We start from the raw sequence: 25,059 nt of genomic DNA on the forward strand, positions 1-25,059 counted from the left end.
TAAGACTGCATGTCCGTGAAGCACTTTATCCAAATCACCAAACCGGGGATCATTTTCGGTAACGTGCTTTCCGTGGCAGGCGGTTTCTTCCTTGCCGCTAAGGGGCATGTGGATTTCGCCCTGTTCCTGGCGGTGGTGATCGGTACTTCCCTGGTGGTCGCGTCCGGATGCGTGTTCAACAACTGCATCGACCGTGACATCGACCACAAGATGGAACGTACCAAGAACCGCGTCATGGTTCAGGGCGGCATGTCGCTGCCCCTGGCGCTGATCTACGCCACCCTGCTCGGGGTGGCGGGTTTCAGCCTGCTGTATGTGCAAGCCAATCCGCTGGCGGCGTTCTGCGCCCTGGTCGGTTTCGTGGTCTACGTCGGTTTCTACAGCCTGTGGCTGAAGCGCAAATCGGTGCACGGTACCCTGGTCGGCAGCCTGTCCGGTGCCATGCCTCCGGTGATCGGCTACTGCGCCGTGAGCAACAGCTTCGACCTGGCCGCGGTGACCCTGCTGGTGATGTTCAGCCTGTGGCAGATGCCGCACAGCTTTGCCATCGCCATCTTCCGTTTCAAGGACTACAGCGCCGCCAACATTCCGGTCCTGCCGGTGGCACGCGGTATCCTCGCGGCGAAGAAGCAGATCGTGCTGTATGTGCTTGCCTTCGTGCTCGCCACCCTGATGCTGACCCTCGGCGGCTATGCCGGCCTGGGTTACCTCGCCGTGGCGGCGGCCATGGGCCTGTACTGGCTGTACATGGCCTGGGGCGGCTACAAGGCCGAGGACGACAGCAAGTGGGCCCGCAAGGTGTTTGGCTTCTCCATCCTCACCGTTACCGCCCTGAGCGTGATGATGGGCGTGGACAGCCAGACCGCGGCTGATGTGCTGATGACCTACGCGCGCTGATACAGCAGCCTGTTACACCAAGAACCCCGGCCATGTGCCGGGGTTTTTTTATGCTTTTTTCCTGTGTTTGCCCGCGAAGGGCCAGTGCTGGAAACATAAATCTCAAATTTCAAAAAAATAGTCTGAAAAAATCCAACAAAACAGGAAATTATCTTTTGCATTAACTGTGTTTCGGCACTATCTTCTGATTCAGGCCGCCGCAGCGGCCAGCGTCGCTCGGACGGTTCCGGGCGCTTACGTCTGCAGAGGAACACATGGCCAACCCAGGTTCGCCGCGCCGCTTCGCGCGCATCGATCGTCTCCCCCCGTACGTCTTCAACATCACCGCCGAGCTCAAGATGGCCGCCCGCCGACGTGGCGAGGACATCATCGACCTGAGCATGGGCAACCCCGATGGCGCCACGCCGCCGCACATCGTCGAGAAGCTGGTGCAGGTCGCCCAGCGCGAGGACACCCACGGCTATTCCACCTCCCGTGGCATCCCGCGCCTGCGCCGGGCCATTTCCAACTGGTACAAGGAACGCTACGACGTCGCCATTGACCCGGAAAGCGAGGCCATCGTCACCATCGGCTCGAAAGAGGGCCTGGCGCACCTGATGCTCGGCACCCTCGACCATGGCGATACGGTGTTGGTGCCCAACCCCAGCTACCCGATCCACATCTACGGCGCGGTGATCGCCGGCGCCCAGGTGCGCTCCGTGCCGCTGGTGCCGGGGGTGGATTTTTTCAACGAGCTGGAGCGGGCGATCCGCGAGTCGATCCCCAAGCCGAAGATGATGATCCTGGGCTTTCCGTCCAACCCCACCGCCCAGTGCGTCGAGCTGGACTTCTTCGAGCGCGTGGTGGCCCTGGCCAAGCAGTACGATGTGTTGGTGGTGCACGACCTGGCCTACGCCGACATCGTCTACGACGGATGGAAGGCGCCGTCGATCATGCAGGTGCCGGGCGCCAAGGACATCGCCGTGGAGTTCTTCACCCTGTCCAAGAGCTACAACATGGCGGGCTGGCGGATCGGCTTCATGGTCGGCAACCCCGAGCTGGTCAGCGCCCTGGCGCGGATCAAGAGCTACCACGACTACGGCACCTTCACCCCGCTGCAGGTGGCCGCCATCGCCGCCCTGGAAGGCGACCAGCAGTGCGTGCGCGATATCGCCGAGCAGTACCGTCAGCGCCGCAACCTGCTGGTCAAGGGCCTGCACGAGATGGGCTGGATGGTCGAGAACCCCAAGGCCTCGATGTATGTCTGGGCCAAGATCCCCGAGGCCTATGCGCACCTGGGGTCGCTGGAGTTCGCCAAGAAACTGCTGGCCGAGGCCAAGGTCTGCGTGTCGCCGGGGATCGGCTTCGGTGACTACGGCGACGATCATGTGCGCTTTGCCCTGATCGAGAACCAGGACCGGATCCGCCAGGCCATTCGCGGCATTCGCCAGATGTTCCGGGCCGATGGTGTGACCCGCAAGTAAGCCGTTCACCCTGATCGCGGGGCAAGCCCGCTCCCACGCCATTCAGTGGGAGCGGGCTTGCCCCGCGATGCGTTTGCGCCGATCAGCGGCGATCTTTTTTGCGTCCCCCTCTTCTCAGCCGTTCGCGCCTGGATTACAAATAGCGCCGCGGGCGCTCGCCCCGATAACAACAACCTCCTTCCCTGGCCATCATGTCCGATCAGAACCCTTGCCTGACCTGCGGCGCCTGCTGCGGCTACTTTCGTGTGTCTTTCTTCTGGGGTGAATGCCAGTCCGCCGGTGGCGTGGTGCCCGACGATCTGGTGGTGCAGATCAATCCGACCCGGGTCGCCATGATCGGCACCGACGCCAAGCCTTGCCGCTGCGTCAGCCTGGGCGGCGAGATCGGCACGCAAGTGGCGTGCTCCATTTATGAGAACCGCTCCAGCCCCTGCCGCGAGTTCGAGGCCTCGTGGGAAAACGGTGTGCACAACCCCAGCTGTGACGACGCACGGGCGGCCTATGGTCTGCCACCGCTGACACCACCGGGCGCCAATGAGCCGCATTGGCCGGAAGAGGGAGCGGAGGTCGCCTGAAAGTCGACCTGCCTTCCGAGCGACGGTACGGCGATGGGAATTGCCCCGTGATGGCCGTATGGCCTTATCGCGGGTAGGCTTGCTTTCACACACCGCCGTACATTTTGGCCTCCGCCATTACCGCTCGTCGGTTGGATCCAATGCTCGGGTGGCTGAAACCCGCGAAACACGTGCCGCCTCGACAAAGTATTAACACCATTTGACCGTCCCCTGCGCCGTATTGCCCGCGCCTGAGCGGCTACACATTCCTTCAAAGGATATTCGTAGCCATAGATCAGGCGTTTCGGCCGTCGCGTGTTCCACTGCTCTTTTCTGCCCTGCTGTGCACGCATTCAAGGACTGAAGTGCCTGATCCACGAAGGAGCTCTACGTGGACAGACGTGCCGCCCCCCGTTCACCCGCCCGTTTCTCGCAACTGTCGCTGGCTGTCAGCCTGGCTGTCGGTGCGATGGCATTTGGTCTGTCCAGCGAACAGGCGCTGGCCGTCTGTAGCGCGGCCGGTTCGACGATCACCTGCAACGGCGCTGCCAACCCGCTGGCGCCGAGCTATACCAATGGCGGCAGTGGCCTTACCGTCAACGTCAACCCAGGCGCGAGCCTGGGTACCTTGCTGGGCGTGGGCGGCACTTCGTTGTCACTGGCCGGGAACAACAACACCCTGAACAACTCCGGCACCATCGACCCGACGTTGCTCGGGCTGCTGAGCATCCAGTCCTCCGCCGTGCTGATCGGCAACACCGGCACCGGCAGCATCCTCAACATCAACAACAACGCCACGGGCGTGATCAAGGGCACCGGCGCCTTGCTCGGCGCCAACCTGCTGAACCTCACCGGCATGGCGCTGGACGCGCGCAACGGCGCCGGCGGCACCACCACCATCAGTAACGCCGGCAGTATCGGCTCCTCGGCGCTGGCCAGCCTCACGCTGGTGAGCGAGGACACGCCGGTCATCGCCGTGACCGGCGGCAGCACGGTGAACTTCACCAACACCGGCACCATCCTTGGCCGTGCCGCGTTCGAGGCTTCCGCGGCTGGCAACACCTTCACCAACGCCGGGACCCTGACCGGCAGCCTGTCGATGGGGGCCAACAGCACCAACCGCTTCAACGCCATCACCGGCTCCAGCGTTGGGGCAGGGCTTGGCGTCGGCGTGGCCTTGCTGGTCACCAGCAACCCGAACCTTGCCTACGCGGCAGCTGGCAAGATCGACGGCGGCGCAGGCGGCACTAATACCTTGGCATTGCAAAACGCCATTGGCGGCGGCAGTGGGACCAGTGGCAGCGGCACGATCAACGCCACCAACTACATCAACTTCAGCCGCCTGATTGTCGACGCCGGCACCTGGAGCCTGATCGGCCAGGTGCTCAACGGCACCACCCAGACCACCCTCAACGGTGGCCAGCTCAACTTCGACAACGCCAGCGCCTTCGGTAGCGGTGCCATTACCGTCAATGGGGGTGGGCTGGCGGGGACTGTCGGTGGTCTGAGCCTGGCCAACAACTTCATCCTCAACGCCGGTCTGAGCGTCGGCGGCGCCACCGACATGGCCCTCAATGGCGTGGTTTCGGGTGTCGGCGGGCTGACCAAAACCGGCGCCGGGCTGCTCACCCTTGGCGCCACCAACACCTACAGTGGCGGCACCACCCTCGCCGCCGGCGGTCTCAACCTGACCAGTGCCGCGGCGCTGGGCAGTGGCGGCCTCACCGTCAGCGGCGCCAGCAGCCTGCAGGGCAGCGTGCCGCTGGTGTTGAACAGCAACGTGGCATTGAACGCGGCGTTGACCTTGCCCGGCAGCAATGCCCTGACTCTGGGGGGCGTGCTCAGCGGCACCGGTTCGCTGGTCAAGAGCGGTAGCGGTGGCTTGACGCTGAACGGCGTCAACACCTACAGCGGCGGCACGACCCTGGGCAGCGGTACCCTCACCCTCGGCAACGCCAGCGCCCTGGGCAGCGGCGCGTTGGCACTGAGCGGCAACGGCACCCTGGACACCACGGCGACCATGGCCCTCGGCAATGCCATCAATCTGGGCAGCAGTACCCTGATCTTGCCGGGCAATAACGCCTTGACGCTCAACGGCGTGATTGGCGGCAGCGGCAGCCTGACCAAGAATGGCACCGCCGACCTCACTCTCAACGGCGTCAACACCTACAGCGGCACCACCACCCTGGGCGGTGGCAAGCTCACCGTCGGCAACAGCGCGGCGCTGGGCACCAGCGGCCTGACCCTGGGCGGCAATGCCAGCCTGGACGCCAGCAGCGCGGTCAGCCTGGGCAATGCGATCAACCTGGGGGCCAACACCCTTGACCTGCTGGGCACCAGCGCCACCACCCTGGGCGGTGTCATCAGCGGGACTGGCGCGCTGGTCAAGAATGGCGCCGGCGACCTGACCCTCAATGGCAACAACACCTTCAGCGGCGGCCTGACGCTCAACACCGGCAAGCTCACCGTCGGGCACAGCAATGCGCTGGGCAGCGGTGCGCTGACCCTGGGCGGCAACGTCAGCCTCGACGCCGGTACCGCGGTCAACCTGGGCAACGCGGTCAACCTCGGCGCCAACACCCTCAACCTGCTGGGCAGCAGTGCCACGACCCTGGGTGGTGTCATCAGCGGTACCGGCGCGCTGGTCAAGAACGGCAGCGCCGGCCTGACCCTCAACGGCAGCAACACCTTCAGCGGCGGCACCACCCTCAATGGCGGCGTGCTGACCGTGGGCAACAACAATGCCCTGGGCACCGGCGCGCTGTCCCTGGGCGGCAATGCCAGCCTCGATGCGGGCGTGGCGGTCAACCTGGGCAACGCCATCAACCTGGGTGGCAACACTCTCACTCTGCCGGGTACGAGTGCCACCACCCTGGGTGGCGTGATCAGCGGCACCGGGGCGCTGGTCAAGAATGGCGGCAGCAACCTGACCCTGGGTGGCGCCAACACCTTCAGCGGCGGGCTGACCCTCAATGCCGGTACCCTGACCCTGGCCAGCGCCGCAGCCCTGGGCACGGGCGGCTTGACCGTCGGTGGGGCCTCGACCCTGGCCAACACAGCAGCGATGACCCTGAACAATGGCGTCAACCTTGGCGCCGACCTGACCCTCGCCGGCGCCAACAATCTCACGCTGGCCGGCAACCTCGGCGGCAGCGGCGGCCTGATCAAGAACGGCAGCGCCAGCCTGACCCTGAGTGGCAACAACACCCAGAACGGCGCCACGGCGCTGAACGCCGGCACCCTGGTGCTCGGCAGCAACACCGCGCTGGGCACCGGCGCGCTCAATGCCGCGGCCAACACCACCCTGGATACCAGTGTCGCCGGGCTGAACATCGGTAACGCCCTCAACCTGGCCGGCAACCTGAACCTGCCCGGCAGCAACGACCTGACCCTGAGCGGCGTCATTGCCGGCGCCGGCGGCATCACCAAGGGCGGCAACACCACCTTGACCCTGACCGGTGCCAACACCAACAGCGGCTCCACCTTCCTCAACGCCGGCACCCTAATGGTCGGCAACAACACCGCGCTGGGCACCGGAACCCTCAACACCGCAGCCGGCACCCACCTGGACGCCAGCACGGCCGTGAGCCTGGCCAACGACGCCATCATCGCCGGCCCCCTGACCATCGACGGCACCGCCAACCTGGGCTTGAGCGGCGTGCTCAGCGGCATCGGCTCGCTGGTCAAGAACGGCAACGCCAGCCTGACCCTGAGCGGCAACAACGTCTTCACCAACGGCACCCAGCTCAACGCCGGTACGCTGGTCCTGGGCAGCAACACGGCATTGGGCATCGGTAGCCTGACCCTGGGTGGCAACGCCAACCTCGACACCAGCAGCGCTGTCGCGGCCACCAACACCATCAGCCTCGGCGCCAACACCCTGACCGTGCTGGGCAGCAACGCCACCACCCTGACCGGGCAGATCAGCGGTACCGGCGCGCTGGTCAAGAGCGGCAGCGCCGCCCTGACCCTCAACGGCAACAACACCTACAGCGGCGGCACCACCCTCAACGGTGGGTTGCTGACCCTGGGCAACAACAACGCCCTGGGCACCGGCGGCTTGACCCTGGGTGGCAACGCCAGCCTCGACAGCAGCGGCACCCTCAACCTGGGCAACGCCATCAACCTCGCCGGCAATACCCTGACCCTGGCAGGCAGCAATGCCACCACCCTAGGCGGCGTGATCAGTGGCACTGGCGCACTGACCAAGAACGGCAGCACCAACCTGACCCTGTCAGGCGCCAACACCTTCAGCGGTGGTCTCAACCTCAATGCCGGGACCTTGACCCTGGCCAGCGCCGCCGCGCTGGGAACCGGCGCGCTGAACGTCGGCGGCGCGGCCACCCTGGCCAACGCCACGGCCATGACCCTGAACAACGCCATCAACCTCGCAGCCGACCTGTCCCTGCCCACCACCAGCAACCTCACCCTGGCCGGCAACCTCAGTGGCACCGGCGGCCTGGTCAAGAGCGGCAGCGCCACCCTGACCCTGAGCGGCAACAACACCCACAGCGGCGCCACCGCGCTCAACGCCGGCACCCTGGTACTGGGCAGCAACACCGCCCTGGGCACTGGCGCGCTGAATGCCGCCAACAACACCACCCTGGACACCAGCGTCGCCGGCCTGAATATCGGCAACGCGCTGAACCTGGCCGGCAACTTCATCCTGCCCGGCAGCAACGACCTGACCCTGAGCGGCACCATCGCCGGCGCCGGCGGCATCACCAAGAACGGCGCCACCCGCCTGACCCTGACCGGCAACAACAGCAACAGCGGCATCACCCGTCTGAACGCCGGTACCCTGGTGGTCGGCAGCAATACCGCGCTGGGCACCGGCACCCTCAACACCCTGGCCGGCACCCACCTGGATGCCAGCACCGCGGTCAGCCTGGCCAACGACGTCACCATCGCCGGCCCCCTGACCATCGACGGCAGCGCCGACCTGGGCCTGAGCGGCGTGGTCAGCGGCATCGGTTCGCTGGTCAAGAACGGCAACGCCAACCTGACCCTGAGTGGCAACAACCTCTACACCAACGGCACCCAGCTCAATGCCGGCACGCTCACCCTTGGCAGCAACACTGCGCTGGGGATCGGCGCCCTGACCCTGGGCGGCAACGCCAACCTCGACGCCAGCACCGCCGTGGCGGTGACCAACGGCATCAGCCTGGGCAGCAACACCCTGAGCGTGCTGGGCAGCAATGCCACCACCCTCGGTGGCCTGATCAGCGGCAGTGGCGCGCTGGTCAAGAATGGCAGCGCCGGGCTGACCCTCAACGGCAACAACACCTACAGCGGCGGCACCACCCTCAATGCCGGGCTGCTGACCCTGGGCAACAACAACGCCATCGGCAGCGGCGCCCTGAGCGTGGGCGGCAATGCCAGCCTCGACGGCAGCGCCGCGCTCAACCTGGGCAACGCCATCAACCTCGGCACCGGCGCCACCCTGACCTTGCCGGGCAGCAATACCACCACCCTTGCTGGCGTGATCAGCGGCGCTGGCGCGCTGACCAAGAACGGCAGCACCAACCTGACCTTGTCAGGCGCCAACACCTTCAGCGGGGGGCTCAACCTCAACGCCGGCACCCTGACCCTGGCCAATGCCGCGGCGCTGGGGACTGGCGCGCTGAACGTCGGGGGGGCCGCAACCCTGGTCAACAGCGTGGCGATGACCCTGGGCAACGATGTCAACCTCGGCGCCAACCTGACCCTCGGCGGCAGCAACAACCTGACCCTTGGCGGCGTGCTCGCAGGCACCGGCGGCTTGGTCAAGAACGGTGTGTCCGACCTGACGCTGACCGGCAACAACACCTTCAGCGGTGCCATCGACCTGCTCGGCGGCAGCATCACCACGGTCGGTACCACGGCCCTGGGCAATACCTCGGCGGTCAGTGTCGGTGCCGGCACCAGCCTCAACCTCGGCGCCAGCGCCACCATCGGTGGCCTGAGCGGTGCCGGTACGGTGAACATCGCCGCTGGTGGCGCCCTGACCCTGGGCGGCAACAACCTCAACAGCGTGTTCAGCGGTGCATTGGCCGGCAGCGGTGGGTTGGTCAAGACCGGCACTGGCAGCTTCGAGCTGTCCGGGGTCAACGTGCTAGGTGGCAACACCACGGTCAATGCCGGCCTGCTCAATGTCACCGGCTCGCTGGCCAGCCCCGGCGTGCAGGTCAACAGCGGTGCCAGCCTCGGCGGCACCGGCAGCTTGCTGGGGGCGGTCGACATCGCCAACGGCGCGCACCTGCTGGCCAACAGCGGTGCGACCCTCAGTACCGGCGCGCTGACCCTGCACAGTGGCTCGATCCTCGACTTCGGCCTGGGCTCGCCAGCCACTGGCGGTACCGCGCTGGTCAACGTCAACGGCAACCTGACCCTGGACGGCACCCTCAACGTCACCGACGTCGGCGGCTTCGGCACCGGTATCTACCGGCTGTTCGACTACACCGGCGCGCTGGTCGACAACGGCCTGCTGGTCGGCAACGTGCCAGGCGCCATGCTGCCTGGCGACCTGCAGGTGCAGACCTCGATCGGTAGCCAGGTCAACCTGCTTGTCGGCGGCGCCTCCGGCACCGTGCAGTTCTGGGATGGCGGCCAAAGCGTGCCCAATGGCGTGATCGACGGCGGCACCGGCACCTGGAATGGCAGCAACACCAACTGGACCGATGTCAACGGTGTGCTCAACGGCAGCTGGGCCAGCGACTTCGCGGTATTCCAGGGCACTGCAGGGGATGTCACCGTGGTCGGCACCCAGGCCGCCACTGGCCTGCAGTTCGTCACCAACGGCTACCGACTGATCGGCGCCGGTGGGCTGGACCTGGTCAACGGCAGCAACGGCGCCTTCGCCGTGCGTGTCGACCCTGGCGTCACCGCGACCCTCAACGTTGGCCTCTCGGGCAGCGGCCAACTGGCCAAGCTCGACAGCGGCACCTTGGTGCTCAATGGCGCCAACAGCTACACCGGCGGCACCCTGCTCAACGGTGGCACGATCGTGGTCGGCAACAACACCGCTTTGGGTAGCGGTTCTGTCAGTACCGCCAACAGCACCACCCTGGACAGCAACACCGCCGTGACCCTTGGCAACGCCTTCAATCTCAGCGGTGCCCTGACCGTCGCGGGCTCCGCCGACCTGGGGCTGTCCGGCGTGGTCTCCGGCCTTGGCAGCCTGGTCAAGGCCGGCGGCGCCAACCTGACCCTGGGTAACGCCAACACCTACAGTGGCGGCACCAGCCTGGGTGCCGGTACCCTGACCCTCGGCAACGCCCAGGCGTTGGGTACTGGCGGCCTGACCGTCACCGGCGCCGCCAGCCTGGACACCTCCGGTAACCTGGCACTGGGCAATACCGTCGCCCTGAATGCCAACCTCACGCTGCCGGGAACAAACGACCTCAGCTTCAACGGAGCGCTCAGTGGCACCGGGGGCCTGGTCAAGACAGGTTCCGGCACGCTCACCCTCAACGGCAGCAACAGCCAGCAGGGCAGCACCAGCCTGAACGGCGGCACCCTCGTGGTAGGCAGCAACACCGCGCTGGGCACCGGTGCGCTGAACGCAGTCGGTGGCACCACCCTGAGCAGCAATGCCAACGTCAACCTGGCCAACCAGCTCAACCTGGCCGGCAACCTGACCATCGCCGGGGCGCAGAACCTGACCCTGGGCGGCAACGTCAACGGCGTCGGCGGCCTGACCAAGACCGGCAGCGGCACCCTGACCCTGAACGGCACCAATGGCAACCTGGGCAACACCAACCTCAATGCCGGTACCCTGGTGCTCGGTAGCGCCAGCGCCCTCGGCCTTGGCCAGCTCAACGCGGCGGCCGGCACCACGCTGGACAGCGCTGCGGCGATCAACATCGGCAACACCGTCAACCTGGGCGGCGACCTCACCATCACCGGCAGCAACGACCTGGGGCTGGGCGGGCTGGTCACCGGTGCCGGTAGCCTGATCAAGAACGGTGCCAGCAACCTTACCCTCAGTGGCGCCAACACCCTGATCGGCGGCGTGACCCTCAATGCCGGCACGCTTACCCTGGGCAACAACCAGGCGCTGGGCACTGGCACCCTGACTGTCGGTGGCGCCAGCAACCTGGCCACCACCGGCGCCCTGACCCTGGCCAATCAGGTGACGCTCAACAGCACCCTGAACCTGACCGGCAACAACAACCTGGCCCTCAATGGCGTGATCAGCGGCACCGGCGGCCTGAGCAAGACCGGCAGCGGCAACCTGACCCTCGGCGCCGCCAACACCTACCAGGGCACCACCACCCTTGGCGGCGGCACCCTGACCCTGGGCAACAACGTCGCCCTGGGCACGGGCAACCTTGCGGTGACCGGCAACAGCACCCTGGCCACCATCGGTGTACTGCAGGTGGTCAACGCCATTGGCCTTGGTGCCGGCACCACCCTCGGCATCAACAACACCCAGACCCTGACCCTCGATGGCGTCATCAGCGGTGCCGGGGCGTTGAACAAACTGGGTGCCGGGCAACTGGTGCTCAATGGCAGCAACACCTACGCCGGCGGCACCTCGCTGCAGGCCGGCAGCCTGCTGCTGGGCAATGCCGGCGCCCTGGGCAGCGGAGCACTGACCGTCAACGGCGCCGCCAGCCTCGATGCCAGCCAGGCGCTGGCGCTGGTGAACGCCATCAACCTCGCCGGTGGCAACCTGACCCTTGGCGGCAGCCAGGCGCTGACCCTCAACGGCGTGATCTCCGGCAGCAACGGCCTGGTCAAGAACGGCGCCGCTACCCTGGCCCTGAACGGCAACAACACCTACAGCGGCGGCACCACCCTCAACGCCGGCACTCTGGTGGTCGGCAGCAACACCGCGCTGGGCAGCGGTGACCTCAGCACCGGCGCCAACACCAGCCTCGATGCCGGCGGCGCGGGCGTCACCCTGGCCAACAATGTGCATCTGGGCGGTACCCTCAACCTGCCGGCCAGCGCCGACCTGACCCTCAACGGCGTGGTGGATGGCGTCGGCGGCCTGAACAAGTCGGGCGCCGCGACCCTTACCCTCAACGGCGCCAACAACTACCTGGGCGGCACCACCCTGAATGCTGGCCGGTTGGTGGTCGGCAACGACAACGCGTTGGGGCAGGGCGCCCTGACCGTCGCCGGGGCCTCGACCCTGAGCAGCGGCGCCAGTACCGCCCTGGCCAACAACGTCACCCTCAACGCCGGCCTGACCGTCGATGGCGGCAACGACCTGACCCTCAACGGCGTGATCAACGGCACCGCCGGCCTGACCAAGAACGGCAGCGGCAACCTGACCCTCAATGGCAACAACGGCTTCCAGGGCGGCACCCAGCTCAACGCCGGGCGCCTGACCGTGGGCAACAGTGGGGCGCTGGGTACCGGCACCCTGTCGGTCACCGCCGACGCCACCCTGGCCAACAGCGCGCCCATGGCCCTGGGCAACACCATCGCCCTGAGCAATGGTGCCAACCTGACCGTCGATGCTGTCAACGCGCTGATCCTCAGTGGTGACCTGGGCGGCAGCGGCAACCTGGTCAAGACCGGCGTCGACGACCTGACCCTGGTCGGCGTCAAGACCTTCACCGGCAATGTCGACATCCAGGCCGGCTCCCTCACCACCCTCGGCAGCGGTGTGCTGGCCAACGTCGACACCCTCAACGTCGGTGCCAGCGGCCAGCTCAACCTCAACGGCAACGCCAGCCTCGGCAGCCTGACCGGCAGCGGCCAGGTCGATGTCGGCATCGGCAGTGTCCTGAGCCTGGGCGGCAACAACCTCAGCAGCACCTTTGCCGGCGGCCTCAACGGCCTGGGCGGCCTGACCAAGGTCGGCAGTGGCACCCTGACCCTTACCGGCACCAGCAACCTGGCTGACAACACCCTGGTCAACGCCGGCACCTTGAAAGTCGACGGCACATTGGGCAGCAACCTGCTGACCGTCGCCAGTGGCGCCACCCTGGCGGGTAGCGGCACCGCCAACGCCACGGTGGTGATCAACAACGGCGGTCACCTGGCCGGGCAGAGCGGTGCCACCCTGAGCCTCGGCAGCCTGGTGCTCAACAGCGGCTCGATCGTCGATGTCGGCTTGGCGTCACCGTCTACCGGCGGTACCGCGCTGTTCAACGTCGGCGGCAACCTGACCCTCGACGGCACGCTCAATGTCAGCAGCATCGGCGGCTTCGGCAACGGTGTGTACCGCATCTTCGACTACACCGGCGCCTTGACCGACAACGGCCTGGACTTCGGCACTCTGCCGCTGGGCGTGGGCCTGGGCGACGTGACCCTGCAGACCGCACTGGCCAACCAGGTCAACCTGCTGGTCAGCGCCGCGGGCCTGAACATCCAGTTCTGGGACGGCAGCCAGAGCGTGGCCAACGGCCAAGTCGATGGCGGCACTGGCGTGTGGAACGCCGGCAACACCAACTGGACCGACCTCAACGGCGTGCTCAACACCACCTGGGGCAGCACCTTTGCGGTGTTCCAGGGCACGGCGGGCGACGTCACCGTCGATGGCAGCCAGACCGTCAATGGCCTGCAATTCGTCACCGATGGCTACCGCTTGCTGGCCGGCACCGGCGGTGCGCTCGACCTGATCAATGGCACGAGTGGCGACACCAGCGTGCGGGTCGATCCAGGTGCCACGGCAACCCTCGATGTCGGCCTGACCGGCGTCGGCAAGCTCAACAAGCTCGACAGCGGCACCCTGGTGCTCAATGGCAGCAACAGCTACAGCGGCGGCACCCTGCTCAGCGGCGGTACCTTGATTGTCGGCAGCAACACGGCCCTGGGCGGCGGCGCGCTCGACACCACGGCGGGCACCACCCTCGACAGCAACGCCTCGGTAGCGCTGGGCAATGCCATCACCCTGGCCGGCCCGCTGAACATCGCCGGTAGCAATGACCTGGCCCTCAACGGCAACATCGGCGGCGCCGGTGGCCTGGTCAAGGCCGGCAGCGCGCGGCTGGCGCTGGCCGGCAACAACACCTATGCCGGCAATACCGCGCTCAATGGCGGCACCCTGGTGCTGGGCTCCAACACCGCGCTCGGCACCGGCACCCTGACCACCGCACCTGGCACCAGCCTGGACAGCAGCCAGGCGGTCACCCTGGCCAACAATGTCACCACCATGGGCGACCTCACCGTGCTGGGCAGCAACGACCTGACCCTGGGGGGTACCGTCGGCGGCACCGGCCGCCTGCTCAAGGCCGGCCTGGCGCGCTTCGCGCTGATGGGGGCCAACACCTACAGCGGCGGCACCGAGTTGCAGGCCGGCACGCTGGTGGTCGGCAACAACGCGGCGCTGGGCACTGGTGGCCTGGAGGTCACCGGTAACGCCAACCTCGACAGCGCCAGCGCCGTCACCCTGGCCAACCCGGTCAATGTCAGCGGTGTGCTCAACGTGCTTGGCACCAACGACCTGCACCTGGCCGGCGTGCTCAGCGGCGCGGGCGAGCTGAACAAGAGCGGCCTGGCCGACCTGACCCTGTCGGGCAACAACACCTTCAGCGGCATCCTCAACATTCTCTCCGGCAGCCTGAGCACCCTCGGCACCACTGCCCTGGGTACCCAGAGCCAGTTGAACGTCAGCACCGGCGCCAGCCTCAACCTCGACGGCAACACCAGCCTTGGCGACATCGGCGGCACCGGCGCGATCCAGATCGCCGCCGGCAACAGCCTGACGGTCGAAGGCGGCGTGTTCGGCGGCAATATCAGCGGCACCGGTACCTTGAACAAGCTCGGCAGCGCCACCCTGGCGCTGAACAGCGCCAACAGCCATACCGGCACCACCAACGTCCAGGCGGGCGGTCTGAAAGTGGACGGCTCCCTGGCCAGCGGCGCGGTCAACGTGGCCAGCGGCGCCAGCCTCAGCGGTGCCGGCAGCCTCGGCGGGGCGGTGACGGTGGCCAACGGCGGCAATCTCGCGGCCACCAGTGGCAGCACGCTGAACGCCGGCAACCTGGTGCTCGACAGCGGCGCCAACTTCAACGCTTCACTGGGCACGCCCTCGGGCGGCGGCAGCCCGCTGGTCAACGTCGCCAACAACCTGACCCTGGGCGGTACCCTCAACGTCACCGACATCGGCGGCTTCGGCGCCGGGGTCTACCGGTTGTTTGCCTACGGCGGCAGCCTCACCAACAACGGCATGAGCTTCGGCACCACGCCGGTACCGATCACCGACCTGACCGTGCAGACCGCCGTGGCCAACCAGGTCAACCTGGTGGTCGGCGGTGCCAGCAACGTACTGTTCTGGGACGGCAGCCAGAGCGTCGCCAACGGCCAGATCGACGGTGGCAGCGGCACCTGGGACGCCATCAACACCAACTGGACCGACGTCAACGGCGTGTTGAACAGCACCTGGAACGACACCTTCGCGGTGTTCCAGGGCGCCCCCGGCACCGTCACCGTGAACGGCAGCCACAGCATCACCGGCCTGCAGTTCGTCACCGATGGCTATGTGCTCAACGCCGGTACCGCCGGTGAGTTGCTGGGCAACGGCACCACCAACCTGCGTGTCGACAACGGCGTCACCGCCACCCTCAACGTCGCCCTCAACGGCACCGGCAGCGTCGCCAAGCAAGACGGCGGCACCCTGGTGCTCAACGCCGCCAACGGCTACAGCGGTGGCACCGCCCTCAACGGCGGCACCTTGGTGCTGGGCAACAACAGCGCGCTGGGCAGTGGCACCCTGACGGCCGCGGGCGGCACCACGCTGGACAGCAACACCGCCGTCACCCTGGCCAATACCACCGTGCTCAACGGTGCCCTGGCCATCGCCGGCAGCAATGACCTGACCCTCAACGGTGTGGTCAGTGGTACCGGCGGGCTGATCAAGAACGGTGCCGGCCTGCTGACCCTGAACGGGGCCAACACCTACAGCGGCGGCACCCAGATCAATGCCGGCGGCGTGGTGGGCAATACCACCAGCCTGCAAGGCGCGATCCTCAACAACGGAGCCCTGACCTTCGCGCAGAACGCCAACGGCAGTTACACCGGCAACCTCAGCGGCAACGGCACCCTGGCCAAGAACGGCACTGGCGAGCTGCTGCTGACCGGGGTCAACACCTTCACCGGCGCCACTAGCGTCAACGCCGGCACCTTGTTGGTCAACGGCCGTCTCGACAGCACCAGCGTGCAGGTCGCCACCGGCGCCCGCCTGGGTGGCAGCGGCACCTATGGCGGTGCCGTGCAGATCGCCAACGGCGCCACCCTGGCTGCTGGCCAGAGCGCCACGCCACTCACCGTCGGCAGCCTCGACCTGGCGTCGGGCAGCGCCCTGGACTTCAGCCTCGGCGCTCCGGCCGCCTCCACCACCGTGGTCAGGGTCAACGGCAACCTGGTGCTCGACGGCACGCTGAACATCACCGATGCCGGCGGTTTCGGCACTGGTGTCTACCAACTGTTCAGCTACGGCGGCACGCTCACCGACAACGGCCTGGTGTTCGGCGCCATTCCGGGCAGCGTGGTCCTGGGCGACCTCAGCCTGCAGACCGCCATCGCCAACCAGATCAACCTGGTGGTGCAGAACTACGGCGAGGAGCTGCAATTCTGGAATGGCGGCAAGACCAATCCCGACGGCAGCATCGGCGGCGGCAGCGGCACCTGGGGCTCGAACACTGGCTGGACCAACGCCGGTGGCACCACCAGCGAAGGCTGGAGCGGCGGCTACGCGGTCTTCGGCGGTACGCCGGGCACCGTCACCGTGGTCGGCAACCAGTCGTTCGACGGGCTGCAGTTCCTCAGCAGTGGTTACCAGGTGGTCCCGGGGGCCGGTGGCAGCCTGACCCCAGTCAACGATACCGACGGCAGCCTGGCGTCGGTGCGTGTCAACGCCGGCGCCACGGCCACCATCAGCGCGCCGCTGGTCGGCACCGGCGGTATTGAGAAACTCGACGCCGGCACCTTGATCCTCGCAGGCGCCAACACCTACAGCGGCGGCACTACCGTCAGCGGAGGTACCCTGGTCGGCAACACCACCAGCCTGCAGGGCAACATCCTCAACAATGCCAACCTGGTGTTTGCCCAAGGTAGCAATGGCACCTTTAACGGCACCCTAAGCGGAACCGGCACCACCACCAAGCAGGGCGGTGGCACCCTGCTGCTGACCGGTAACCAGCCGTTCAGCGGCGCCTTCAACGTCAACCAGGGCGTGCTCCAGGTGGGCGATGCCGCCCACCCGGGCAGCACCCTCGGCGCCCAGGTCACGGTAGCCAACGGCGCCGCGCTGACCGGCAACGGCACCGTCGCCGGGCTGACCAACAACGGCACCGTGCTGCCGGGGCCGGCCGGCAACCTGAACGTATCGGGCAACTTCACCAATGGCGCCACCGGCACCCTGGTAATCGACCTTGCCACCTCGCCGGTGAACTACTTGAACGTGGGCGGCACGGCCAACCTCGGCGGCAGCCTGATGGTGGCCAACCTCGCCAGTGGCAACGGCCAGTACACCGTGGTCAGCGCGGCGGGCGGTGTCACCGGCACCTTCGCCACCACCAACCTGGCAAACTCGGCGTTCCTCAACAGCTCGCTGAACTATGGCGCCAACCAGGTGACCCTGTCGGTCAGCCGCAACGGCACCTCCTTCGCCGATGTCGCCGCCACCGGCAACCAGCGTGGTGTGGCCACCGCCCTCAGCAGTGCCGGGGCGCCGGCCGAGCTGGTCAACAACGTGCTGCCGCTTGACCGCCAGGCTGCCCAGGCGGCATTCGACAGCCTGTCCGGCGAGATCCACGCCAGCACCGCGACCGTGCTGATCGAGGACTCGCGCTACGTCCGCGACGCGGTCAACGACCGCCTGCGCCAGGCTGACTGCAGCAACCAGGACGATCCGCGTCGCACCTTGGCGCCGACCGCCAACCAGCAACTGACCAGCGAAGGCTGCCAGGGCCAGGCCGTGGGCTGGATCCGCGCCATCGGCGGCTGGGGCACCTACGACGGCAGCAGCAGCCATGCCAGCGTCGACCGTGACCTGTCGGGCTTCATGCTTGGTGTCGACCGTGCCCTGGATGACCAGTGGAAAGTCGGCGCCGCCGCCGGCTACACCCGCTCGAGCATCGATGCGCACCGTCGCCGCTCCGACGCCACGGTGGACAGCTATCACCTGACCACTTACCTCGGCTACCAGCTGGACGCCTTCGCCGCCCGTATGGGCGTGGCCTACAGCTGGCACGACATCGACACCAAGCGTGATGTCACCGTGGGCAGCTACGACGACCGCCTCAAGGCCAAGTACAAGGCGCGCAGCGCCCAGGTGTTCGGCGAGGTGGGCTATGCCATCGATGCCGGCGGTATCGCTCTGGAGCCGTTCGCCGGCCTGGCCTACGTCAACTACGACAGCGACACCGCCCACGAGAAGGGCGGAGCAGGGCGGCTGGAGGGCAAGGTCGATCAGGACGTGACCTTCTCCACCCTGGGCGTGCGGGCCGGCAAGCGCATGCTGCTCGACAACGGCAGCAGCGTTACGCCGCGGCTGTCGGTGGGCTGGCGCCATGCCTTCGGTGACGACAAGCCTGATGCCGATCTGCGCTTCGTCGGTGGCGGCGCCGGGTTCAGCACCGAGGGCGTGCCGATCGCCAAGGACGCGGCGGTGGTCGAGGCCGGGGTGGATTTGTCGGTGGGCGCGAGCGGCAAGCTGGGGGTCGGGTATTCCGGGCAGCTGTCGAGCGAGAACCGCGACCATGGTGTGGTGGTGAGCTTCAGCATGGGGTTCTGAAGTAGATCGCCGGGGCTGCTTTGCAGCCCTTTCGCGATACAAGGCCGCTCCCACATCTATTTCGGGCCAATTTTTCCTGTGAATGAGGCGGCGCCCGCCTTGGTGCACGCCTCAAGTCGTGCGGGGCGGCAGTGGTGCCCATGCTGAAGTTGCGTCGGACCAACAAGGCGGACCAGGTAATGGCTCAGGACTGACTGGCCCGAAACAGATGTGGGAGCGGCCTTGCGTCGCGATGCGCCGCGCGGGCGGCGCTCGATCTTGCAGGCGCTGCAAGGCCATCGCCAAGCACCTGGTGGCCATGACGCGATCAAAACCTCGCCCCAAACCCCGTAAGACATTTCCGAATTTGAAACCAAATCCTTCAGCCAGCCAGCGCTTCGGACCTATCCTACGCGCCTGCCGGAAGGCTCTGAATTGGCCGGGAAATACATCAGGGGTACCGTCACTGGGTCGTCACATTTGGCGACCGGGTGTGAGAAGCCCGTCCATGTCCAGATTCAGGTTGCCTGTTATGGCAGCCGTGCGCGCGCAGACTTCGGTCTGGCCGTGGTGTCTGGACACGGTCTTCTCACCTCGCGTACGGCTGCCACCCTTGTCTGTGAGAAGGATGCTGGTGGTTGCTCTAGAAACCCTTTCCAGAGTAACAACTATGAAAAAACTAGTACCTGACCCACCCTACCCAATCCCCTTCGTCACCATCATCAGCGACCTCGACCCCGAGGAAGCGATGGCCCACGCCAACAAGCTGATGCACATCCTCAGCGACACCGTCCACGCCTACACCGTCTGCCAGCGCGACGAGCGTCTCGACGTGATGATGGACAGCGTCGAGATCCTCGGCCAACTGGTCATCTCGCTGGTCCGCCACGCCCGGGCCAAGGGGGCGCCGGTATGAGCGACGACTTCAAGCCCGGCCCGACCCAGGGCAAGACCACCTGCCTCGAGATCTTCTGCATCCAGCCCGGCATCCCGTTTGACCACGCGTTCAGCGACCTGTCGGTGCTGCTCGGCTGTGTGGCGCATTTCACCACCGAGGCCGAGATGGAGGGTGACCTCATGGCCGCCAGTGCGGCGCGAATTCTCAGCGGGCTGGCCAAGGGGCTGATCGATGACATGGAGCTGGGGTTGAACCGGTAGCGCTGAAAGGGGCCGCAAAGCGGCCCCAGGGATGCCAGACCGAGCCACTGTCGTTAGACTGTCATCTCCTCACCACCGGACAGGAGTCCCGGCGTGCCCGACCCCCGCAGTTTCCCCAGCGACCTGTGCCTCGACAGCCCACGCCTGCAGCTGCGCCCCATGCGCCATGGCGATGCGCAGCAGTGGCTGACCATCATGGCCGACCCGGAAGTGATGCGTTACTGGTACCACGCCCCCTGGCAGACCCTGGCCGAGGCCGAAAGCGCCCTGGCCGCCGACCGCGAAGCCTACGCCGCCGGACAGTTGCTCAAGCTGGGCATGTACCGCCGCGACAACGGCGAGCTGATCGGCATGGTCCAGCTGTTCAACCTCGAGGAGGGGTCACGCCGTGGCGAGATCGGCTACTGCCTGGCCAAATCCGCCCAGGGCCGGGGCTACATGGACGAGGCGCTGACCTGCTTCATCGACTACCTCGCCCACACCCTGCACCTGCGTCGCCTGGAGGCGGAAATCGATCCGCGCAACCAGGGCTCGGCGCGTACACTGGAACGCCAGGGCTTCGTCCTTGAGGGCACCTTGCGCGCCCGCTGGTGTGTCGCCGGTGAGCTCTCCGATTCGGGCTTGTACGGGCTGCTGCTCGAACTGCCTGTCGCCTGAGGCACAGGTACGCTATGGTCGGGTTTTGCCGATGATCGACGGAGTCTGTGTTTGCCAGCCTTCTATCTGACCTTCAGCTTGCTGCTGTACCTGCTGAGCCTGGCTTTCGATGGCGCCCTGATGGGGGCGGGCCGGCATATGCCGGCGTTGCAGATGCTGCTCTACGGCCCCTGGGGCATCGCCTTCGGCCTGTACCAGTGGTTCGCCAACCCGCTGCTGGCGCTGGCAGTCCTCGCCCACCGCCGGTTCCGCCGCCTGGCGCTGGTATGCGGCCTGGTGGCGTTGTACCTGGCGGCCAGCAGCTTCGCCATCACCCGCTTGCCGGACAACCAGAGCTACGCCTTCCAGGATGTGACCGGCTTTGGTGCGGGCTTCTACCTGTGGCTGCTGGCGATCCTGGTGTTCTGCCTGGGGCAGCTGTGGTGGTGCTGGAAGGCGCGCTCGGCGGCGCAGGTGCCGGGCTGGAGCTGGCTGGATGTGGCGCTGATCGCTGCCCTGAGCGTGGCGCTGTATGCCGGTACGCAGATGCCCTCGCTGCGCTTCGAGCCGCACAAGGTGATCGTGCCGCCGGAGCAGCCGCACACCTTGTGAGGGTGCGCTCAACGCGCCGTGCCCCACTGCACCACGATCATCCCGATCACGATCATCCCCACCCCCGCCAGCCGCAGCAGGTTCACCGGTCGCTCCGGCAACCCCATCAAGCCAAACTGGTCGATCAGCAGCGACGACAGCACCTGCCCGGCCACCACGCAGACGATGAACCCGGCTGCCCCCAGGCGCGGCGTCAGCACCAGCGCGGCGGTGATGTACAGCACCCCGGCGACCCCGCCGAACCAGGCCCACCAGGGCGCATGGGCCAGTTGCTGCACCTGCGGCAGCGGCGCGCGCATCAGCAGCAGGGCCGGCACCAGCATCAGCAGGCTGACCAGCAACGACACCCCGGCGGCCCACAGCGGATGGCCGAGCAGGCGCCCGAGCGCGGCGTTGCTGCCGGCCTGGAACGGCACGGCGGCCCCGGCGAGCAGGGCGATGAACAAGGGGAGGGCGGCGAAGAGGCTGGCGGGCATGGTGTCTACTCCAGATAAGAACACTGGCCTCAGTCTCGATCATGCATTTCAATGATGGAAATTCGAACTTCGCACAGGCTGTATTCGTACCATGGATGATCTGCGCCGCATCGACCTGAACCTGCTGCTGACCTTGCACGCCTTGCTCAGCGAGCAACATGTCTCGCGCGCGGCCCTGCGCCTGCATCGCAGCCAGCCGGCGGTCAGCCATGCCCTGGCGCAGTTGCGCGAGCTTTTCGCCGATCCGTTGCTGGTGCGACGCGGTGGCCGCTTGCAACTGACAGCCCGTGCCGAGGCTTTGCAAGCGCCGTTGCAGGAGGCGTTGCAGCAACTCGACGGACTGCTCGGCACGCCGGGCTTCGAGCCGGCGCGGGCCCGGCGCACGTTTCGCCTGGCCATGTCCGACTACGGCGCCCGCGTGGTGCTGCCTGCGTTGATGCGCCTGATGCGGCGCGAAGCGCCGTGCATCGACCTGGTGGTGTCCCAAGGCAGCCGCGAGGCGATGCTCGGCCAGTTGATCGACGGCGAGGCAGACCTGGCGCTGGGCGTGTTCCCGGAACTGCCGACGGAAATGGCCCAGCAGGTGCTGTTCGAGGAATCCTTCGTTTGCCTGGCCGACCGGGCCAGCCTGCCGCCCCGAGGCGGCCTGGCGCTCGACCCCTGGCTGGCGCGGCCCCATGTGCTGGTGGCGGTGCGCCCCGGCATCGACAACGAGATCGACCAGGCCCTGGCCAGCTTGGGCGCACGCCGACGCATCGCCCTGACCTTGCCGCATTGGGGGGTGGCCCAAAGTGTCATTGCCGGGACCGACCTGGTGCTCACCGTGGCCCGGCGCAGCCTTGCCGGTGCCCGGCTGGACCCGGCGCTGCGCCGGTTCGCGCCGCCCCTGGCGATCTCACCGTTCGCCTTTGCCCAGGCCTGGCACTCGCGGCGTGACGGCGATGCCGGGCACCGCTGGCTGCGGGCGCGGATCCAGGCGCTGTGCGTGAACGAAGGTGCGGCAGGGTGCTAGGCTGTGCCGCATTCATCTGCGAAAAGGAAAACCCATGTTCAAGCATTGCCTGGTCGGCGCCGCCGCCCTGCTGATCGCCGCCGGCGCCCAGGCCGAGGACTATTCGCCCACCTACACCCAGTGCATGGACAAGGCCTCCAGCACCCTGGCCATGGGCGCTTGCATCCAGGCCGAGACCCAGCTGCAGGATGACCGGCTGAACCGGGTCTACAAGCAGCTGATGGCCAAGCTCGACAGCCAGCAGCAGAAGGACCTGCGCGACGTCCAGCGCACCTGGATGAAGTACCGCGACGGCAACTGCGCCTTCCACGGCAAGTTGAGCAACGGCAGCATCTACCGCATCGAAGGCGCCATGTGTGAGATGGACATGAGCAAGGACCGCGCGGCGGAGCTGGAGCGGGTGCTCAGTCCTGGGCAGTGATGCGGCATCCGCGAATCAGGCGCCGCGTTGCTCACGCAGTGCCCGGGCCTTCAGGTACTCGCGCACCTCCACGCCGTCTCCGGCGAACTCGATCCGCTGTGCCTTGGCCGCTCGCTGGTAGGCGTACATCGGGTCGTAGTACTCCTTGAGCAGCCCTTCGATCCACCCTCGGTGCAGGCTCACGTCGCCGCTGCGCAGCTGCTCCTCCAGCGCCTGGTCGAGCAACGTCGACAGCCGCTGGAAGCGTTCGCCGCCCAGGCGCTTGTAGATGTTGATCATGCTCTGGCGCATGCGCTCGGCGAACAGCGGGCCGCCGGTTTCTTCACCGTGCACGGCGATGTACTCGGCGCACAGGTTGATCACGTAGTCGCGCAGGATACGTTCCACGCGATGCGCGAAGCTGTCTTCCAGCCACACCAGCGGATAGCGCTGCATGCCCTGGTACATTTCCAGCGGCACCGCGCAGCTGCCGACCACGCGGCCTTCGTCCTCGAGCACGAACTGGCCGATGCCTCGCTCGCGTTTCTTGAGGATGTCGATGGCCAGCGCGTTCTCGAAATCGATCTGCGCCGGCTGCGCCGTGGCGCGCTTGCCGAAGCTGGAACCGCGGTGATTGGCGTGGCCTTCGAGGTCGAGCACGTTGTCCAGCTGGTGCAGCACATCGGTCTTGCCGGTGCCGGTCAGTCCGCCCACCAGGACGAACTCGCACTGCTGCACCGCCTGCAGCGTGGTGTCCATCAGCAGGGTGCGCATGGCCTTGTAGCCGCCCACCACCTTCGGATACTGGATGCCGGCGTCCTTGAGCCAGCCCTGGACGATCTGCGAGCGCAGGCCGCCACGGAAGCAGTAGAGGTAGCCGTCGGGATGGGCCTGGGTGAACGCGGCCCAGGCCTCCAGGCGCTGTTGCTTGAGCGCGCCGTTGACCAACTGGTGGCCCAAGGTGATGGCGGCGGCCTGGCCCTGCTGCTTGTAGCAGGTGCCGACCTTCTGCCGCTCCTGGTCGTTCATCAGCGGCAGGTTGACCGCGCCGGGGAAGGCGCCTTTGGTGAATTCGATCGGTGCGCGCATGTCCATCATCGGCACGTCGTCGAGGAACAGCTGTTTCAGCTCGGTGCAGTCGGGGCGCATCAGATCACCTCGACTGCGTGGCTCTGTCGCTCGACCAGCTCGCCGATCGGCGCCAGTTCGAGCCCGAGCTCCCGCGCCACGGCGAGGAATTCCGCCTCGCCTTGCGGGGTGACCGCCACCAGCAGGCCGCCGCTGGTCTGCGGGTCGCACAGCAGGTGCTTCTGCTCGTCGCTCAGCGCGCCGATCTTGTGGCCGTAGCTGTCGAAGTTGCGCAGGGTGCCGCCGGGGATGCAGCCCTCGGCCAGGTAATGCTCGACGCTGGGCAGGCGCGGCACCGCGGCGTACTGCAGGCGGGCGGTGAGGCCGCTGCCCTCGGCGACTTCGACCAGGTGGCCGAGCAGGCCGAAACCGGTGACGTCGGTCATCGCCTGTACGCCGTCGAGCTTGCCGAAGCGGCTGCCCGGGGTGTTGAGGGTGCACATCCAGTCACGGGCCAGGCCCTGGTCCTGTTCGCGCAGCTTGGCCTTCTTCTCGGCGGTGGTGAGAATGCCGATGCCCAGTGGCTTGGTCAGGTACAGGCGGCAGCCGACGCTGGCGGTGTCGTTGCGCTTGAGGTGGCGCTTGCTCACCACGCCGGTCACGGCCAGGCCGAAGATCGGCTCGGGGGCGTCGATGGAATGGCCGCCGGCCAGCGGGATGCCGGCTTCGGCGCACACGGCGCGGCCGCCGCGGATCACCTCGCGGGCGACCTCCGGCGGCAGCACGTTGACCGGCCAGCCGAGGATGGCGATGGCCATCAGCGGGTCGCCGCCCATGGCGTAGATGTCGCTGATGGCGTTGGTGGCGGCGATGCGGCCGAAGTCGTACGGGTCGTCGACGATGGGCATGAAGAAGTCGGTGGTCGAGACCACGCCGCGCTCGTCATCCAGGGCGTAGACGGCGGCGTCGTCGCGCGAGGCGTTGCCGACCCAGAGTTTCGGGTCGAGGGCCTGCGTGCCGCTCTCGGCGAGGATCACATCCAGGACCTTGGGAGAAATCTTGCAGCCACAGCCAGCGCCGTGGCTGTACTGTGTCAGACGAATCGGCTCGCTCATGTGCACCTCGACT

The 25,059-nt window shown here is 67.0% G+C and carries 13 protein-coding genes; 10 read left to right on the forward strand and 3 right to left on the reverse strand.

What is annotated here, in order from left to right; translation table 11 throughout:
- Positions 1-9 precede the first annotated feature (9 nt).
- The 8 genes from cyoE to K5H97_RS04915 all read left to right on the forward strand — a co-directional run bounded on the left by cyoE (position 10) and on the right by K5H97_RS04915 (position 20,975).
- Positions 10-897, forward strand: a complete 888-nt coding sequence (cyoE, locus tag K5H97_RS04880; RefSeq protein ID WP_028689798.1) for a heme o synthase — start codon at positions 10-12, stop codon at positions 895-897.
- A 254-nt stretch (positions 898-1,151) separates the two neighbouring features.
- Positions 1,152-2,360, forward strand: a complete 1,209-nt coding sequence (gene alaC / locus K5H97_RS04885) for an alanine transaminase (protein WP_028689797.1) — start codon at positions 1,152-1,154, stop codon at positions 2,358-2,360.
- 191 nt (positions 2,361-2,551) lie between these two features.
- Positions 2,552-2,935 (forward strand): YkgJ family cysteine cluster protein, encoded by a 384-nt coding sequence (locus K5H97_RS04890; RefSeq protein ID WP_028689796.1) that lies wholly within the window; start codon positions 2,552-2,554, stop codon positions 2,933-2,935.
- Between the two features lie 370 nt (positions 2,936-3,305).
- Positions 3,306-18,590 (forward strand): autotransporter-associated beta strand repeat-containing protein, encoded by a 15,285-nt coding sequence (locus K5H97_RS29830; protein WP_282718708.1) that lies wholly within the window; start codon positions 3,306-3,308, stop codon positions 18,588-18,590.
- A 649-nt stretch (positions 18,591-19,239) separates the two neighbouring features.
- Positions 19,240-19,485, forward strand: a complete 246-nt coding sequence (locus tag K5H97_RS04900) for a hypothetical protein (RefSeq protein ID WP_036985930.1) — start codon at positions 19,240-19,242, stop codon at positions 19,483-19,485.
- Entirely contained in the window at positions 19,482-19,727 is a 246-nt protein-coding gene (locus tag K5H97_RS04905; protein ID WP_028689794.1) for a DUF3077 domain-containing protein, read from the forward strand. Before K5H97_RS04900 ends, K5H97_RS04905 begins: the two co-directional genes overlap by 4 nt.
- A 93-nt stretch (positions 19,728-19,820) precedes the next feature.
- Entirely contained in the window at positions 19,821-20,384 is a 564-nt protein-coding gene (locus tag K5H97_RS04910; protein WP_051555640.1) for a GNAT family N-acetyltransferase, read from the forward strand.
- Positions 20,385-20,435: 51 nt separating this feature from the next.
- Complete coding sequence (locus K5H97_RS04915; RefSeq protein ID WP_028689792.1) at positions 20,436-20,975, forward strand: hypothetical protein; 540 nt, start codon at positions 20,436-20,438, stop codon at positions 20,973-20,975.
- Between the two features lie 8 nt (positions 20,976-20,983).
- Here the strand turns inward: K5H97_RS04915 and K5H97_RS04920 are convergent, their stop codons facing one another.
- Positions 20,984-21,451, reverse strand: coding sequence for a DMT family transporter (locus tag K5H97_RS04920; protein ID WP_028689791.1), 468 nt, complete (start codon positions 21,449-21,451; stop codon positions 20,984-20,986).
- A gap of 91 nt (positions 21,452-21,542) precedes the next feature.
- Here K5H97_RS04920 and K5H97_RS04925 point away from each other — a divergent pair, with 91 nt between their 5' ends.
- Together K5H97_RS04925 and K5H97_RS04930 are read left to right on the forward strand one after the other, a co-directional pair.
- Entirely contained in the window at positions 21,543-22,463 is a 921-nt protein-coding gene (locus tag K5H97_RS04925) for a LysR family transcriptional regulator (RefSeq protein WP_028689790.1), read from the forward strand.
- Positions 22,464-22,497: 34 nt separating this feature from the next.
- A complete protein-coding gene (locus tag K5H97_RS04930; protein ID WP_028689789.1) occupies positions 22,498-22,884 on the forward strand; it encodes a lysozyme inhibitor LprI family protein in 387 nt (128 codons plus the stop codon).
- A 15-nt stretch (positions 22,885-22,899) separates the two neighbouring features.
- Here K5H97_RS04930 and mnmH read toward each other — a convergent pair whose 3' ends face one another.
- Together mnmH and selD are read right to left on the reverse strand one after the other, a co-directional pair.
- On the reverse strand, positions 22,900-24,012 hold the full coding sequence (gene mnmH / locus K5H97_RS04935) for a tRNA 2-selenouridine(34) synthase MnmH (protein WP_028689788.1): 1,113 nt from the start codon (positions 24,010-24,012) through the stop codon (positions 22,900-22,902).
- Positions 24,012-25,046 carry a selenide, water dikinase SelD gene (selD, locus tag K5H97_RS04940; RefSeq protein WP_028689787.1) on the reverse strand — a complete coding sequence of 345 codons (1,035 nt, stop codon included), beginning with the start codon at positions 25,044-25,046 and terminating at the stop codon, positions 24,012-24,014. The genes mnmH and selD overlap by 1 nt, the downstream gene beginning before the upstream one ends.
- Positions 25,047-25,059 lie beyond the last annotated feature (13 nt).

It is taken from the genome of Pseudomonas mosselii (genome assembly GCF_019823065.1).
Classification (GTDB): Bacteria; Pseudomonadota; Gammaproteobacteria; order Pseudomonadales; family Pseudomonadaceae; genus Aquipseudomonas; species Aquipseudomonas mosselii.

Bases quoted from the DNA above. Each gene is read 5' to 3' on its own strand.
- alaC (WP_028689797.1), top strand. From the start codon at position 1,152: ATGGCCAACCCAGGTTCGCCGCGCCGCTTCGCGCGCATCGATCGTCTC.
- mnmH (WP_028689788.1), bottom strand. From the start codon at position 24,012: ATGCGCCCCGACTGCACCGAGCTGAAACAGCTGTTCCTCGACGACGTG.
- K5H97_RS04930 (WP_028689789.1), top strand. From the start codon at position 22,498: ATGTTCAAGCATTGCCTGGTCGGCGCCGCCGCCCTGCTGATCGCCGCC.
- K5H97_RS04900 (WP_036985930.1), top strand. From the start codon at position 19,240: ATGAAAAAACTAGTACCTGACCCACCCTACCCAATCCCCTTCGTCACC.
- selD (WP_028689787.1), bottom strand. From the start codon at position 25,046: ATGAGCGAGCCGATTCGTCTGACACAGTACAGCCACGGCGCTGGCTGT.
- K5H97_RS04890 (WP_028689796.1), top strand. From the start codon at position 2,552: ATGTCCGATCAGAACCCTTGCCTGACCTGCGGCGCCTGCTGCGGCTAC.
- K5H97_RS04905 (WP_028689794.1), top strand. From the start codon at position 19,482: ATGAGCGACGACTTCAAGCCCGGCCCGACCCAGGGCAAGACCACCTGC.
- K5H97_RS04920 (WP_028689791.1), bottom strand. From the start codon at position 21,451: ATGCCCGCCAGCCTCTTCGCCGCCCTCCCCTTGTTCATCGCCCTGCTC.
- K5H97_RS04925 (WP_028689790.1), top strand. From the start codon at position 21,543: ATGGATGATCTGCGCCGCATCGACCTGAACCTGCTGCTGACCTTGCAC.
- cyoE (WP_028689798.1), top strand. From the start codon at position 10: ATGTCCGTGAAGCACTTTATCCAAATCACCAAACCGGGGATCATTTTC.